This window comes from Ensifer sp. EB106-05-01-XG146 (assembly GCF_058791875.1).
In genome coordinates this window covers 412,595-427,214 of sequence record NZ_JBYTDX010000002.1, presented here as the reverse complement: position 1 = coordinate 427,214, position 14,620 = coordinate 412,595, and the positions used below count along the sequence as shown (strand labels likewise).

Genomic DNA, 14,620 nt, shown 5'->3' with positions numbered 1-14,620 from the left:
ACCCGCGCCCGACAGGAATGACCGGATGACATTCAGACTGCAGACCCTCGGGCGCTTGCGGCTCGTCGATAACGGCGGGCGTGAGGTAGCGTTTCCCGAAAAGGGTCTGCTGATCCTGTGTCATCTGATCGTCGGCGGCCACAGCGAGCAGTCAAGAAACGATGTCGCCAAGCTCCTTTGGGACGAGATCGTCCCGAGCCAGGCCTTCGTCAATCTGCGCAAGACGGTCTCCCGCATCAGCGCGCGTCAGGAAGAACTCGGCTGTCACTTCCTGAGTTTCTCGCCGTCGGCCGTGCGCTTCGACGCCAGCCGGCTCAAGAGCGACCTCGATACCATCGGGCGTGAGGCGGGCGATCCACTTTCCCGTCTCCAGTGGGCCGTCGAAACCTTCCAGGAAGACTTCCTCAAGGACTTGAAGTCCCAGGGCCAGGCGCTGCATGGCTGGATCGAGCGGCAGCGTGGCGAGCATATGGCGCTGCTGCGCGAAAGCCTGCTTCTTGCGGCAGCGGAGGCGACGAACAATCATCGCAAGCTGGTCAAGGCGGCAGCGACCCGGCTGCTCGAGCGCAACCCGCTCGACGAGGACGTGCGCAAGATCCTGACCCAGGCGTTTCAGCTTGAGGGCAACCATCTGGAGGCACGGGCTGTCTCGAATGGCGGCGGCGCGATCGCGATCAACAGGCCGGAATTGCGATCGGTCTCGACGATAATCGCGCCGACGTCGGAGCCGGCAGCCGACTCGCGCCCGCCGCGCGTCGTCCTTCTGCCGCCGAACAACGGCGCGAACGACAGTCCGGCAACACAATTTGCAAGCGCATTGATCGAGGACGTGACGATCGGGCTTTGCGCGCTTCGCTCGGTTTCGGTGATCGCGCCCTACACGGCCGCACAGATCAGCCTGCAGGCAGACAAGGCCAGCACCTACCAGAAGCACGCCATCAGCTACATTCTCGACACGCGCCTGACCGACGAAGGCAGCCGGCTGACGCTCTTCACGCAACTGATCTTCTTTGCCAATGACGAAGTGATCTGGGCCGACCGTTTCAATCTCGATGGCGACGGGCTGATGGCCTCACGGCGGGAAATCGCCCGCCAGATCGCGCTGGCGATCGCCAACCAGGTGGAGCGCAACGAGACCCATCGCCAGACCTACGAGACCAATGTCGGCTCGTACCGCAGCTTCCTCCTCGGGCAGCGCTATCTCAAGCAGCTCAACCTTCCGGAGCTGCGGCGCGCGCGCAAGAGTTTCCGCCAGTCGCTCTATGAGAACTCCGGCTTTGCGCCGGCGATGAGCGGGCTCGCCCGCAGCTATTTTTTCGAGTGGCTGCTGACAGCCCGCGGCGACGCAGAGCTGCTGGCCCTTGCGGAACGGCATGCGCGCGATGCGGTGGTGGCCGACGACACGCTGGCAACGGGCTATCGCGAGCTTGGCGTCGTCAAGCTCTACTTGAGACAGTTCGACGAGAGCATGGAATACCATGACAAGGCGGAGGCGCTGAGCCCTCAGCACGCCAACGTGATTGCGAGCTACGCCGACACGCTGGTGCAAGCTTCGCGCCCCGAGGGTGGCCTGCGCAAGATCCAGGCAGCAATCGATCTCAACCCGATTGCGCCGGACGAATATTTCTGGACCGCGGCCGGCGCCAGCTACTCGCTTGGCCAGTATGAGCAGGCGATCGCCTATATCGAGCGCATGCGCGATTCGACCCCTGCCGACCGGCTGTCGGCGGCAAGTTGGGGCATGCTCGGCAACCGGAAAAAAGCGCGCCAGTTCGTCCGCAAGACTTTCGACGTGCATCCGGACTTTGATCTCGACAAGTGGATGACCATCGTTCCCTTTAGGGAAGAATGGCAGCGCGTTCATTATTGCGAGGGCCTGCGCAAGGCGGGCTTCTGATTTCTCACATCAGCAACGGCCAGGAGGGGAAAATGGCAAAAGTAGTGGTGATCGGTTTGGCGGGTGACAACCGGCTTTGGGTTGCGGATCTGGATGCGGGCACGGTCTCGCAGATCGCAACGCCGACGCAGGGGCCGCTGGCTGCGGCCAACGACCTGCGTAACAACAGCGGGGCAATGGTGCACAAGGGCGTCAATCTCGCCGTGGTTGCGGCCTCGTCCGGCTCCGTTTCCGGCGGGTTCATGGACGGCTAGTCCACGCGTGGCACAAGCCGTTGAAACTGGCCGGCCGTCGGACGAGCATTCCAGCCGTCCGGCGGCCGAGCCGCTTTCCTACAGCGATCGCGCCTGCCCGCCAGAAGAAACGTTCCGGCGGATCGAGGCATTCCTGCCGGCGCTCGGCGTCACCCGGCTTGCGCGGCTGACCGGCCTCGACCGGCTCGGCATTCCCGTCTGGAGCGCCGTGTCGCCCAACGCCCGATCGATCGTCATCAACCAGGGAAAAGGCATCACCGACGTTGACGCCAAGGTTTCGGCGGCCATGGAGGCGATCGAGCGCGCTGTGGCCTGCGCGCCGTCGGCCGTGGCAAGAACGGCCACCAGCCGGGCTCTTTCCGAAACGGGCGATCGAACGCTGCATCTGCCGGGGCTCATCTCGGCGGGGCAAGCGGACCTTCAGGACAACGAAACGATCGACTGGCTCCGTGGCTTCGACCTCTTTGACGGCGCAACCACCTGGGTTCCGCGCGAAGCGACAATCCTCGACCGGACGATCGTCGGTTATCGTTACTGGCAGTCCTCCGATGGCCTGGCCTCGGGCAACACCGAGACCGAGGCGACCCTGCACGGCTTGCTCGAGCGCATCGAGCGCGACGCCGAAACGCTGTGGCGAATGCTGCCGCTGAACGGCAAGCACCGCGGCTGCATCGATCCGGGAAGTTTGGAGGATCCTGTCCTCGATGCCCTTACGGAACGGATCGCCTCTTCAGGTCTGGAGTTGCGCCTGTTCGACATGACCAGCGACATCGGCATCCCCTGCTATGCCGCAACCCTCGCCGAAGCGGGCATTCTCTCGGCCAGGCAGCCGCGTTATCACGACGTCACGATCGGCCACGGCGCCCACCCGGTGGCACGGCGCGCCGCCATCCGTGCCGTGACCGAGGCCGCCCAGTCGCGGCTTACCTATATCAGCGGCGCCCGCGACGATGTGTTCCCTGAAACCTTCACCCGCGACCTTCCCGAGGAAACGCGAGGCCTGTTTGCCGCCGTGCCGCTCCGGACAAGCGTGGCGGCACCCGATGCCCCGGCCGGGCCTCAGGCGCTGCTCGATTACGTACTGCTGCGGCTTGAAGCGGCTGGCATCCGAACGGTTGTCGTCGTTCCGCTGATGGAAGGCGTTGCACCTTTCTCGGTGGTCAAGGTCATCGTTCCGGCCCTCGAAAATCCCGACGGCCTGCGCAAGCGTCGCTTCGGAGAACGCGCGCTCGCCCGTGCGCTGGAGGCCGGATGAACGTTGTCTTTGTTGGCCCGACGCTGCCGGACGCACGAAACGTGGCGGAAAAGAGCGTCCTAATCCTCCCACCTGCCGTTCAGGGCGACGTCCTGCGCGCAGTTGAGGGCGGGGCAACCGCGATCGGGCTTATCGACGGCAACTTCGAAAATGCTGCGCCCGTCTGGCACAAGGAAATCCTTTATGCGCTGTCGCTGGGCGTGCAGGTCTTCGGCGCGGCGAGCATGGGCGCGCTGCGCGCGGCGGAATGCGCGCCTTTCGGCATGGTCGGCATTGGCGAGATCTACCGGCAATACGCCGAAGGAGCCCGCGTGGACGACGCCGATGTTGCGCTGATCCACGGCCCGGCCGAACTCGGCTATCTGCCGCTGACACTCCCGCTCGTCAACGTCGATGCGACGCTCAAGCGCCTCTCGCAGACCCAAGCCCTTGCCCCAGCGCTCATCGCATCGATGGGCGCGACGGCGTCCGCCATGTTCTACAAGGAGCGCAACTGGGCGGGCATCGTCGCGCGCGTTGCACTGCCGGCGGGGACGGACCCCGCCCGTCTCACCGCGCTGCTCGCGCGCGAATATGTCGACCAGAAGGGCATCGACGCGCGACATTTACTGGACGCACTGCGACACACGCCAACCCAACGGACGGTTGCAACGCAAGGCTGGAAATTCAATTCTACCAGCATGTGGAAGAGGTTGTTCGGTCAACCTGACGCTTCATCTTAAGGATGTGGTTTTCACATACAACGTGTGTCACGCTCATGTCACGCGCAATGCCGCGAAGTCACGCTATGATTGGCCACGGTGGGCTGGATCTGCGGATCCAAAGGAAGCTGGGGAAAATCATGCTATCTTCATTTGCTGTGCCGGTAGAACCGGAAGACAAGGAAAAGGAGCTCTTGGCACTGGCTCGTCTTGTCACCTATGCGCGCGACTCCGCCAAGACCCTCAACGTCGAAGGCGTGCAATACTGTCTCGAACTCGCGCTCGCATCGCTGCTCAAGGAAGCCGAGGACTGCGGCAGCCAGAGAGCGCATCTGACCAACGAGTTGCTGACGCGCCCGAGCCTCGGCCGCTGCTGAGTTCCACGCCGCTTTTGGGATTGCCGTCATCCCGCGATTGGTCCGCCTGCGCGGACCCGTGGCTTTGCGATTGAGCGATGACACGAAGATAGCCCCGTTTGGCCGAAGGCGAAGCGGGGTTTTGGTCGTTGTTAGGCCTAGCGTCTGCCGCTCCCCGCGTTTCGCCGCAAGCGGATTTCGTCGCCGAACGATCGTTGCTCTCGCACGCATGAGACAGCTCAGGGAATCCGTAAAACAGACGGCCGGGACGGATATTCCCCGCAAACCAGTTCCGTTCGAAAGCCCGCTTCGCGCTTTCGTTGAAATTTAGTCCATAATTTCCATAGACAATATTGAGTGAGCGAGCCACCTCCGGTTAGGCTTCTCCCATCATGTGCGAACCGGCGCAGGGCCTTATCGACTGGCCCACCGCCTGAACGACAAAGGGAGACCGGCTTGAGCAAGACAAATCCAACCCTGCCCGTCCTTGACCTTTCGCGCTTTGCGGCGGGCCACCCCGAGCGGGCCGCAGCGCTCGACGAGTTGCGCAGCGTTGCCCGCTCGGTGGGCTTCTTTTATCTCGAGGGCCACGGGATCCCGCAGGACGAAATCGACGGCATTCTCTCGCTTTCGCGCAGCTTCTTCGCGCTGCCGGAGGACGACAAGCGGGCGATCGAGATGCGCAAGTCGCCGCACTTCCGCGGCTACAATCGCGCCGGCCTCGAATACACGCGCGGCACGCAGGACTGGCGCGAACAGGTCGACTTTGGTCCCGAGCGCCAGAGCCTCAATATCGCGTCCGGCGATGCGCCGTGGAAGCGGCTTGTCGGCCCGAACCAGTTTCCGGACGCCTTGCCGGAACTGAAGCCTGCGATCCTTGGCTATATCGAAGCCGTCACCGGGCTCGGTATCCGGCTGATCGAGATTTTCTCCGAAGCGCTCGGGCAGAAGCCCGATGTCTTCGGGCCGATCTATCGCGATGGCCCCAACCAGTTGCTCAAGATCATCCGCTATCCCGGCCGCGACAAGACCGAAAGCGATCAGGGCGTCGGCGCCCACAAGGACGGCGGCTTCGTCACCATCCTGTTGCAGGACGTGGTCGGCGGACTGCAGGTCGACGACGGCAAGGGCGGCTGGATCGACGCACCGCCGAAGCGCGGCACCTTCGTCATCAATGTCGGCGAACTCCTGGAACTGGCATCGAACGGCTATCTGCTCGCCAACATCCACCGGGTGGTAACGCCGCCAGCTGGCGGCGATCGGCTCTCGGTCGCCTTCTTCCTCGGCGCCAATCTCGCTTCGACCATCCCGGTGCTCGATCTCCCGCCACAGCTTGCAGCCGAGGTCCGCGGCGTCACCCAGGATCCGCAGAACCCGCTCTTCCACGAGGTCGGCCGCAACGTGCTGAAATCCCGGCTGCGCTCGCACCCCGATGTCGCCGCCGCGCACCACGCAGACCTGCTGGAGCAGCCAAAGGCGGCTATGCCCGCCTGATCAACCGGACAGCGCCGATCAACCTGAGAGCCAAGGAGAAATGGCATGACGATCCATCAGAAGCCGGAAGAACCGGCAGTCGAGATCAAGACGCCGAACGGCCTGCGCGAAGCCGACGGGCGATTGCATCCCGAAACGCTGGCGCTCCACGGCGGCAGCTATCGCTTCGATCCGGCAAGCGGCGCCGTCGCCGTGCCGATCTACCAGACGACCTCCTATCAACTGCCCGGCACCGACGGCGCCGACAAGCTCTTTGCGCTGGAGGCGCCGGGGCATCTCTACACCCGCGTTTCCAACCCGACGCAAGACGCGTTTGAGCAGCGGCTGGCGGAGATCGAAGGGGGAGCAGCCGCGCTGGCACTTGGCTCCGGCCAGGCGGCATCGGCCTTCGCGCTCCTGAACCTTGCGCGCTCCGGCGACAACGTCGTCAGCGCCGCCGGCCTTTATGGCGGCACCTGGGCGCTGTTTGCCGCCACGCTGAAAAGTTTCGGCATCGAGGTTCGTTTCGTCGATGCGGCTGATCCCGAGGCGTTTGCCCGGGCGACGGACGACCGGACACGTGCCTACTATGCCGAGTCCCTGCCGAATCCGAAGCTCGAAGTCTTTCCGATCGCCGAGGTCGCCGAGATCGGCAAGCGCTTCGGCATTCCGCTGATCGTCGACAACACGGCGGCCCCGCTGACGATCCGGCCCTTCGACCACGGCGCTGCGGTAGTCGTCTATTCGACGACAAAATACATCGGCGGGCACGGTACCTCGATCGGCGGCGCGATCATCGACAGCGGCCAGTTTCCCTGGCACGAGCATGAGGCGCGCCATCCGAACCTGCACGAGCCTGACCCGAGCTACCAGGGCAAGACCTGGCTCGAAAAAGCGGCCGCGATCGCGTTTCATCCCTATATCCTGCGCGCCCGCGCGGTGCTGTTGCGCGACCTCGGCGCCGCGATCAGCCCGCTAAACGCATTCCAGTTCATCCAGGGTCTGGAAACGCTGCCGCTCCGGATCCGGCAGCACAACGAGAATGCCATCAAGGTGGCCGAGTTCCTCCGCACCCACCCGAAGGTGGCGCGGGTGATCTTCCCGAAGTTCCAGGATGGCGAGGCAAAAGCGCGCGGCGGGAAATATCTGCTGAACGGCCACTATGGCGCGCTCGTGGGCTTCGAGCTGAAGGACGGTCGCGAGGCGGGACGGCGTTTCATCGACGGGCTGAAACTGCTCTACCATGTCGCCAACATCGGCGACGCGCGCTCACTGGCCATTCATCCAGCCACGACGACGCACTCGCAGCTGTCGGAGATCGACCAGCTAAAGACCGGGGTGACGCCCGGCTATGTCAGGCTTTCGATCGGCATCGAACATTCGGACGACATCATCGCCGATCTCAGACAAGCGATCGACGCCGCCTGAGCGTAAGACGCTTTCGCATTTTCCGCGGGCTCGTCCGCAGGGGCGAGCCCGCGGAGCCGTTTGTGGCTCAAAACTCGTCTGTAGGCCTTTGTTTCGTTTCATGCGAAAAGAGCTTCTCGTCGCGCGTCAGCCGCCGCGGGGCATCGGGACACGCACAGGAGGAAAAGACTATGAGCAAGAATACCCAGGTCCTGCTTGCCGCGCGGCCATCCGAAAAACCGGTGCCGAGCGATTTCCGCGTCGTCGAAACGGCTATCCCGGAGCCGGCGGAAGGCGAGGTTCTCCTGAAGATCCTCTACCTTTCGCTCGACCCCTATATGCGCGGCCGCATGAATGCCGGCCGCTCCTATGCCAAGCCGGTGGAGATCGGCGCTGTCATGGAGGGCGGCACGGTCGCCCGCGTCCTCCGCTCGCGTCACCCGGATTTCAGCGACGGCGATTTCGTTCTTTCCCACTCCGGCTGGCAAAGCTATGCGCTGTCGCGTAGTACTGACTTACGCAAGCTCGATCCGGCGGCCGCACCTCTTTCGACGGCACTCGGCATTCTCGGCATGCCCGGGTTCACCGCCTATGCGGGGCTGCTGACGATCGGCAAACCGCTGCCGGGCGAAACGGTCGTCGTGGCGGCTGCAAGCGGCGCCGTCGGCTCGGCGGTCGGGCAGATTGCCCGCATCAAGGGTGCGCGCGCAGTCGGGATCGCCGGCGGTGCGGACAAATGCGCCTTCGTTCGCGACACGCTCGGCTTCGACGCGGTGATCGATCATCGCGCGCCTGATTTCGCCGAACAGCTCGCCGCCGCCTGCCCCAAAGGCATCGACGTCTATTTCGAGAATGTCGGCGGTCATGTCTGGGATGCGGTGTTCCCGCTGTTGAACGACTTCGCTCGCGTGCCCGTCTGCGGCCTGATTGCGCACTACAACCAGCCCGCAGGCGCGCAAGCCGGGAGCGACCGGTTGCCCGGCGTCATGCGCGAAGTGCTCAGCCGGAGCCTGCTCATCCGGGGTTTCATCCAGCGCGAGTTTGCCGATCAGAGGCCGCTCTTCTATCAGGAGATGGCCGGCTGGATCAAAAGCGGCGAAGTCCGCTACCGCGAAGACATCGTCGACGGGCTCGAGAATGCGCCGGAAGCCTTCATCGGTCTGCTGGACGGCCGCAATTTCGGCAAGCTGGTGATCCGGGTCGCCGCCGAAAACTAAAAGGGGCTCGGGCCCGGCCTTACTGCTGGGCGAAGCCGGCCTTGGCGAGACCGTCATCAAGCAACGCGATCAGGTCCGGCGCGTAGCCTCGAGCGACCAATTCCGTATCGTACGACTGCGACGCGCGCGTTTCGTTCAGGCGCAATCCGTCCAAAGCGCTGGTCGCTTCCCGCGTCAGGCCGAGTTGGCCTGCCGCTGCCACGCGTAGGAGATTGACCGCCATGTCCGCCGGATTGGCAAGCTCGCGTGCGCGCCTCAGCGCTTCGCGGTAGCGGCCGCTGCGGTAGTCTTCGAGCGCCAGGGTCAGCGCGGCATCGTGGTGAAGATACTCGCTGCCGGCATCCGCCACACGGGCCAGATTCACCCCTTGCGAATAGGCGCCGCTGACGAAAAGCAGCAGACCCAGCCGCGCCGGAATGGCGTCGTCGAGCGGATTGAGTGCCGCCGCGCGCCGACCGGAAATGAACGCCGCTTCCCTGTCACCGGCTGCAAAGCGCGCTTGCATCTGGGCGACGTAGCTCTGGCTCGATTGCGGTGCCAGCGCAACGGCCTTGTCGGCGAGCTTCAGCGCACGCTCAGCCACCGTCGGCGCGGCGCTCGCTTCACCGGTTGCCACCAACACCATCGCCAAGCTCGCCAAAACATCGGCGTCGGCGGCCTGGTAGGCGACGGATTTTTCAAGGCAGCCGTGGGCCGAAACCAGTCCCTCAGGGTCGATCCGCGCCAGTGCCACATCCGCCTGAAGCACGCAGCCGAAGCCGATCGACGGCGTCACCAGTTGCCGCGCAGCCTCCAGACTGACAATGACGCCCTCTTCGCCGGCAAGCGAAAGGGCCAGACGAGAAAGCAGCTTTTCCTGTATTTCCTGCGCGTCGCCGCTGTCGAGCGCCACCTTCGAGCTGCCGGACCTCAACGCCTCGTTGCTTTGCACATCGATCACCTGCCAGGAGACCTCATGCCGGCGCTCGTCGGTGCTGTAGGCGATGGAAAGCCTGTATTCCTTGCTGCCCTGCAGCTTGACCGGCGGCGCGGACGAAACCCACCCGGTTATCGACGCCACGTCGACACCCGCGGGCGAGACCGGCGCAAGGGTGCGGACGGCGGAAAACTGCGAGAGTGCGTGGACCAGATAGTCACCCGCCTTCTTCTGCACGTCGTCGTCGGCACCCTGCCGCGTCGGCACGTCAACGACGATCGTCGGCTTGGCCGAGAAAACCGGCTGCCAGGGAAGGTGGTCGGCAATGGACACGTAGAAGGCCCCGGCCATGACCGCCACGCCGGTTCCAAGTGCCGCGAAGCCCGCAAGCGGGCGCCATTTGCGGGCAAGAACGGCAGGCGCAATCGCGAGCTCGATGGGCTGCTCGGCTGCCGCCTCAGCAACCGGCGTCGTGCTCTCGAGCACCCCTCTCAAAGGCTCACCGCTGATCACGAATTGCGGAACGTAATTGCCTTTCGGCAGCTCGATGCGAAGCTCCGCTCTTTCGCCGAGCGCCTCGTAATATTGCGCCAGGGCCGCGCGCAGGCGCGACGCTTCCACACGCACGATCGGATCGGTCGCAGGATCGAAGGAGGCGGGCCGTCCGAAGACGTCAATGGCGATCGTGTAGGCTTTCACCTGGCCCGAACGGCCAGCGAAAAACTCGTCAACCACGTACCGCAACAGCTTGCGATGACGCTCGGTCGCGTGAAACTGGCTGTCGGCAAGAATGCGCTCAAGGGCGGCTCGCGCCTCGCATTCTGCAACGGCAATGCAGTTCGTTTGACCCGCATTTCTGCTGGCTTCCATGATGCGCTCCCAACTGCCACAACCCCAAAGAGAGTGCAACGCGAGGCGAACTCTAGACGAGAGCTTCTGTGGCGGAAAGAAGAATATCGCACCGTCACAAAATATTTTCATCGAAGAATTGAATCATTTTAAGTTGGAACAGGAACGCCCGATCATTCCCATAGAATTCTTGTGGGGTTTTCGTCGCTCTGACAAGCTCAAGCGAGCTATTTGTTAATCACAACGGACTACGCTCACGTCCCCGTATCGGCGATACAGACGGAAATGACCTCTTCTTCGATCTCGCGACAGATCAATTCATACTCCGAGATCATCGAATGATCCAGAGGGGCGAGACGCCTTTGCCGGTCAAGCATAGAGCTCGCTTCCTCATAGGCTTCGCAGAGGCTTTCCAGGGACTGGTTCTTGGCACAGAGCAATTGCAACTGGCCGCGCAGAGCCGGCAGCCTGAGCATAAGCTTCAGTAGTCCCCGTTGAGAGGCTGCGCTGGGCATGGTTTACCATCCGTTTGAACGACAATCGATGCTCATGCCTTTGCATTCCCCAAGGTGTCAGCGACGACCAGACACCGTTGCGGGCGGGGGGCCGGCTCGCCGGTCAGTGCTTGTGGCCAATCCGACCCTCGCTTACCTCTCCCCTGAGCGAAAAGTGGCACGAACGCCGATTTTCGGAAGTACGTAACAGTAACATTGGTCCGGATTGCCGGCACCTTGGCAATCTTCGCCTCGAATCCCATGATTCGGGCCGTCAGCAGCCGTACAGGCGGCACACGCGATATCGCGATCGGTGTTGAGAGATGTTCCGCGGCGGGAAAGACGAGCAAAAGCACCATCGTCCGCGCGACGATAGTCGACCACGGCCCCGCGCTAAAGTCGCGCTTAGCACTCGGCCCTCGCCCCAACATCGATCGCTGAGGCGCACGGCGCCAGCCGTGCAGCCACCTATTTGTCGAAGGCGTAGATCTTGCGCCAGTCGTTCTTCATATCGACCAGAAGCCAGTTCCGCTGCTCGGCCTCGGTCATCGCCTTGTCCAGCTTGCCGACAGGCGATTGCCGATCATAGGCCCATTCGCGCTCCCCGTCCGTATGGTGAACGATCATGCCGAAACGCGGGCCGGACCCCGCCGTTACCCAACGCAGCATCTCATAGTCGCCATCGGAATTACCGGCAGCGAAGATCGGGCGGCGGCCGATAAAGGTGTTGATCCCGACCGGCTTGCCGGCACCGTCGTCGATGAAGTCGATCTTGGGCTCCCGCATCAGCACCGGCGCGTCGCCGTCGAGTTCGTACTTCGTCGTGATGCTGCTGCCGACCACCTGCTCGGGTGGGATCCCATACATCTGTTCGGTCATCGGCCGCATGAATTCGATGCCGCCGCCCGAGACGATATAGGTCTTGAAGCCGCTTGCCCTGAGATAATCGAGCAACTCGCGCATCGGCAGAAAGGTGATCTCGTTATAGGGGCGATCGAAGCGCGGATGCCGGGCGGTCGCGAACCAATCCGTGACCGTTTTCGTGAACGCGTCCGTCGTCATGCCGGCATGGGTCGCCATGACCAACTCGACGATGCCTTTTTCGCCGGCGGCGGCAACGCCTGCCATGTCCCCCTTCAGCAGCGATGCGAAAGGCTCCTTGTCCTTCCATTCGGGGTGCTCGGGCGCCATCGCCTTGACGCGGTCGATGGCGAACATGCCCTGGAAATAGTTCGGCTGCTCGGTCCACAGCGTGCCGTCATTGTCGAAGACGGCGATCCGCTCTGCCGGCGCCACGAAATCGGCGCTGCCCTCGCTGGTGACCCGTGTGACGAAATCGACGATCTCGTTTTTCGCCTCGCCATCGTTCCACGAGGGCAGAATGTCGGCCGGCGCATCGGCCGCCACAAGGGCAACAGGTGAGGCGAAGGCCGCAACGAACGCGAGCAGCAGGCCAGCGAGCCTTGCGCGAAGCCGCGGTTTGCAAGCCCTTTCGTCCATCACGAACCCCAAACGCATCGCTGTTGCCGTCATCATCCATCCTCCTGGCGGAACGGTTTTCAAGTCCTCCGGCCGGATCAGGGCCGCCGAATGCAACGGAACCCAATATGGGTCGTCGCCGCGTTTTCCTCGTGCGCGTGACGCGCCGCCGGACGATACCGACGGCAATAGTTAGGCGCGCAGAGATGGGATCCGCCTTTCACGACGCGACGGGCGATATGGATCGTCGGCTGCCGCGGATCGAAACTCGCTTCCCGGTCCCCGCCCCGCGGATTGGCGGGTATGCAGCAGCTCTTTTGCGCCGGCGCAGGGTGGCGGGTGGACCAGTAGTCGCTGGTCCATTCCCAGGTATTGCCGATCATGTCGTAGAGGCCGTAGCCATTGGCGGGAAAGCTCGCGACCGGCGAGGTCCGCTCGAAGCCGTCGGGCTTCAGGTTTTCCGTCGGAAACATGCCGTGCCAGGTGTTTGCCATGAAACGTCCCTCGGGCACCAGTTCGTCCCCCCAGGCAAATTCCGCGCCTTCGAGCCCGCCTTTCGCGGCGAACTCCCATTCGGCCTCCGTCGGCAGGTCCTTTCCCGCCCAGGCGGCATAGGCCTTGGCGTCAAGGTAGGAGACCTGCACCACCGGATGGTCGAGTTTGCCGCGGATGTTGCTCTGCCGCCCATAGGGCCGCCGCCAGTCGGCGCCGAACTTGAATCTCCACCATTGCGACGGGCTGTTGCTGGTCACCCGCTTCGGCGGATCGAAGATCACCGAACCCGCCCGCATCATTTCCGGAAGCGCACCCGGATAGTCCTTCGGGTCCGGCGTCTTTTCCGCCTCGGTCACGTAGCCGGTCGCCTCGACGAAGGCGGCAAACTGCCGGTTGGTAACAGGCGTGACGTCGATCCAGAAGCCGTCGACTTTCACCGGATGGGCCGGCGCTTCCTCCGGATAGTGCTTGTCCGAACCCATGAGAAAGGTCCCGCCCTCGATCCAGATTTGCTCGCGGGCGCTGATCGCCGCGGGCGTTTCGTCGACAAGGGGCATTTTCGGGGACATTTGCATGTGGCTCTGATCTCCCTTGGCACCGTCGGCTAGCACGCGCGCGGACGGTCTGCACACGTTAGCGCCAAATGCCCGCTGCCCAAAGTACGTAACCGTTACGCAATCGCCCAAAGCCCTCGGGGTCGCAGGCCGCGTGCCACAAGAGGTATCCGCCATCGCCGCTCAGGCCTTCGTTACTGTTACGTTCTTTCCAATTGGCCTGATTTAACAATAAGCTCTCGCGAAAGTTCATGACGACTGATGTTGCCGGCAGGGCAAGGGAGCAGGACTTCATGGGTGCACGCGACGATATCCAACAACTCGGCAAGCGCATCGGCGAAGCGATCATCGGCCAGGAGGGCATGATCGAGCGCTTGCTGCTGGGGCTGCTCAGCAACGGCCATCTGCTGGTCGAGGGCCTGCCCGGACTTGCGAAAACCCGAGCGATCAAGAGCATGGCCAAAAACCTCGATGCGGAGCTTTCGCGCATCCAGTTCACACCCGACCTCTTGCCCGCCGACATCACGGGGTCCGAGATCTATTTTTCCGAGGGCGGCAGGGGCGCGTTCCAGTTCCAGGAAGGGCCGATCTTCGCCAATCTCGTCCTCGCCGACGAGGTGAACCGGGCGCCGGCCAAGGTGCAATCGGCGCTGCTCGAGGCGATGGAGGAACGCCAGGTCACGATCGGCGGCAAGAGCCATGTGCTGCCCGATCTCTTTTTGGTCATGGCGACTCAGAACCCGATCGAGCAGGAAGGCACCTATCCGCTTCCCGAAGCGCAACTGGATCGCTTCCTCATGCACATCCAGGTGGATTATCCGGACGCAGCCTCAGAGGCAGACATCATGCGGCTCGTGCGCTCGGAGGAAACCAACGCCAAGTCCAACAATCATGCGACGGAGAAGCTTGCCCAGGACGCGGTCTTTGCCGCACGCAAGGAAATATCGGCGATCACCGTTTCCGAAGCGATCGAGAACTACATCGTCGCGCTGGTGATGGCGACGCGCTATCCCGACAAGGTCGACAAGGATCTGGCCAAGTGGCTTCAGGTCGGCGTGAGCCCGCGCGGCGTCATCGGCCTCGATAAGGTTTCGCGGGCGCACGCCTGGCTGAATGGCCGCGATTTCGTCACGCCCGACGATGTGCAGGCGACCGTGCACGATGTCTTTCGCCATCGCCTGGTGCTCTCTTACGAAGCGCATGCCGGCGGCACCACCGCCAACCAGGTGATCGACCGCATCGTCGAGCTCGTCGCGGTCGCCTGAGGATGGAG

At 63.4% G+C, this 14,620-nt stretch carries 13 protein-coding genes; 9 read left to right on the top strand and 4 right to left on the bottom strand.

Annotation, left to right across the window (positions count from 1 at the left end; genetic code table 11):
* The first annotated feature begins 25 nt into the window (after positions 1-25).
* From AC3WVQ_RS22115 to curA, 8 genes are all read left to right on the top strand, one after another.
* Positions 26-1,897 (top strand): AfsR/SARP family transcriptional regulator, encoded by a 1,872-nt coding sequence (locus AC3WVQ_RS22115; protein WP_457578601.1) that lies wholly within the window; start codon positions 26-28, stop codon positions 1,895-1,897.
* 32 nt (positions 1,898-1,929) lie between these two features.
* Positions 1,930-2,151: a hypothetical protein gene (locus AC3WVQ_RS22110; RefSeq protein WP_034799164.1), complete on the top strand. Its 222-nt coding sequence runs from the start codon at positions 1,930-1,932 to the stop codon at positions 2,149-2,151.
* A 7-nt stretch (positions 2,152-2,158) separates the two neighbouring features.
* Positions 2,159-3,406, top strand: a complete 1,248-nt coding sequence (locus AC3WVQ_RS22105; protein ID WP_492382978.1) for a YcaO-like family protein — start codon at positions 2,159-2,161, stop codon at positions 3,404-3,406.
* Positions 3,403-4,128 carry a TfuA-like protein gene (locus tag AC3WVQ_RS22100; protein ID WP_492382977.1) on the top strand — a complete coding sequence of 242 codons (726 nt, stop codon included), beginning with the start codon at positions 3,403-3,405 and terminating at the stop codon, positions 4,126-4,128. The genes AC3WVQ_RS22105 and AC3WVQ_RS22100 overlap by 4 nt, the downstream gene beginning before the upstream one ends.
* 119 nt (positions 4,129-4,247) lie before the next feature.
* On the top strand, positions 4,248-4,484 hold the full coding sequence (locus tag AC3WVQ_RS22095) for a hypothetical protein (protein ID WP_034799160.1): 237 nt from the start codon (positions 4,248-4,250) through the stop codon (positions 4,482-4,484).
* 435 nt (positions 4,485-4,919) lie between these two features.
* Positions 4,920-5,957, top strand: coding sequence for an isopenicillin N synthase family dioxygenase (locus AC3WVQ_RS22090; RefSeq protein ID WP_192445280.1), 1,038 nt, complete (start codon positions 4,920-4,922; stop codon positions 5,955-5,957).
* A 45-nt stretch (positions 5,958-6,002) separates the two neighbouring features.
* Positions 6,003-7,364: an O-acetylhomoserine aminocarboxypropyltransferase/cysteine synthase family protein gene (locus AC3WVQ_RS22085; RefSeq protein WP_492382976.1), complete on the top strand. Its 1,362-nt coding sequence runs from the start codon at positions 6,003-6,005 to the stop codon at positions 7,362-7,364.
* A 170-nt stretch (positions 7,365-7,534) separates the two neighbouring features.
* Positions 7,535-8,560, top strand: a complete 1,026-nt coding sequence (gene curA / locus AC3WVQ_RS22080; RefSeq protein WP_457578600.1) for an NADPH-dependent curcumin/dihydrocurcumin reductase — start codon at positions 7,535-7,537, stop codon at positions 8,558-8,560.
* 19 nt (positions 8,561-8,579) lie between these two features.
* Here curA and AC3WVQ_RS22075 read toward each other — a convergent pair whose 3' ends face one another.
* From AC3WVQ_RS22075 to AC3WVQ_RS22060, 4 genes are all read right to left on the bottom strand, one after another.
* Positions 8,580-10,346, bottom strand: coding sequence for a tetratricopeptide repeat protein (locus AC3WVQ_RS22075; protein WP_034799155.1), 1,767 nt, complete (start codon positions 10,344-10,346; stop codon positions 8,580-8,582).
* A gap of 233 nt (positions 10,347-10,579) precedes the next feature.
* The gene (locus AC3WVQ_RS22070) at positions 10,580-10,840 is read right to left on the bottom strand and encodes a hypothetical protein (RefSeq protein WP_060586085.1); all 261 of its coding nucleotides are present in this window, start codon (positions 10,838-10,840) and stop codon (positions 10,580-10,582) included.
* 447 nt (positions 10,841-11,287) lie between these two features.
* Positions 11,288-12,319: an HAD family hydrolase gene (locus AC3WVQ_RS22065; protein WP_034799720.1), complete on the bottom strand. Its 1,032-nt coding sequence runs from the start codon at positions 12,317-12,319 to the stop codon at positions 11,288-11,290.
* 77 nt (positions 12,320-12,396) lie between these two features.
* On the bottom strand, positions 12,397-13,362 hold the full coding sequence (locus tag AC3WVQ_RS22060) for a formylglycine-generating enzyme family protein (RefSeq protein WP_492383296.1): 966 nt from the start codon (positions 13,360-13,362) through the stop codon (positions 12,397-12,399).
* A 278-nt stretch (positions 13,363-13,640) separates the two neighbouring features.
* On the opposite strand from AC3WVQ_RS22060, the gene AC3WVQ_RS22055 reads away from it, so the two are divergent.
* Positions 13,641-14,612, top strand: coding sequence for an AAA family ATPase (locus AC3WVQ_RS22055; RefSeq protein ID WP_089043823.1), 972 nt, complete (start codon positions 13,641-13,643; stop codon positions 14,610-14,612).
* The last annotated feature ends 8 nt before the right edge of the window (positions 14,613-14,620 follow it).

Bases quoted from the DNA above. Each gene is read 5' to 3' on its own strand.
- AC3WVQ_RS22115 (WP_457578601.1), top strand. From the start codon at position 26: ATGACATTCAGACTGCAGACCCTCGGGCGCTTGCGGCTCGTCGATAAC.
- AC3WVQ_RS22065 (WP_034799720.1), bottom strand. From the start codon at position 12,319: ATGGACGAAAGGGCTTGCAAACCGCGGCTTCGCGCAAGGCTCGCTGGC.
- AC3WVQ_RS22085 (WP_492382976.1), top strand. From the start codon at position 6,003: ATGACGATCCATCAGAAGCCGGAAGAACCGGCAGTCGAGATCAAGACG.
- AC3WVQ_RS22060 (WP_492383296.1), bottom strand. From the start codon at position 13,362: ATGTCCCCGAAAATGCCCCTTGTCGACGAAACGCCCGCGGCGATCAGC.
- AC3WVQ_RS22055 (WP_089043823.1), top strand. From the start codon at position 13,641: ATGGGTGCACGCGACGATATCCAACAACTCGGCAAGCGCATCGGCGAA.
- AC3WVQ_RS22110 (WP_034799164.1), top strand. From the start codon at position 1,930: ATGGCAAAAGTAGTGGTGATCGGTTTGGCGGGTGACAACCGGCTTTGG.
- AC3WVQ_RS22100 (WP_492382977.1), top strand. From the start codon at position 3,403: ATGAACGTTGTCTTTGTTGGCCCGACGCTGCCGGACGCACGAAACGTG.
- curA (WP_457578600.1), top strand. From the start codon at position 7,535: ATGAGCAAGAATACCCAGGTCCTGCTTGCCGCGCGGCCATCCGAAAAA.
- AC3WVQ_RS22075 (WP_034799155.1), bottom strand. From the start codon at position 10,346: ATGGAAGCCAGCAGAAATGCGGGTCAAACGAACTGCATTGCCGTTGCA.
- AC3WVQ_RS22070 (WP_060586085.1), bottom strand. From the start codon at position 10,840: ATGCCCAGCGCAGCCTCTCAACGGGGACTACTGAAGCTTATGCTCAGG.
- AC3WVQ_RS22095 (WP_034799160.1), top strand. From the start codon at position 4,248: ATGCTATCTTCATTTGCTGTGCCGGTAGAACCGGAAGACAAGGAAAAG.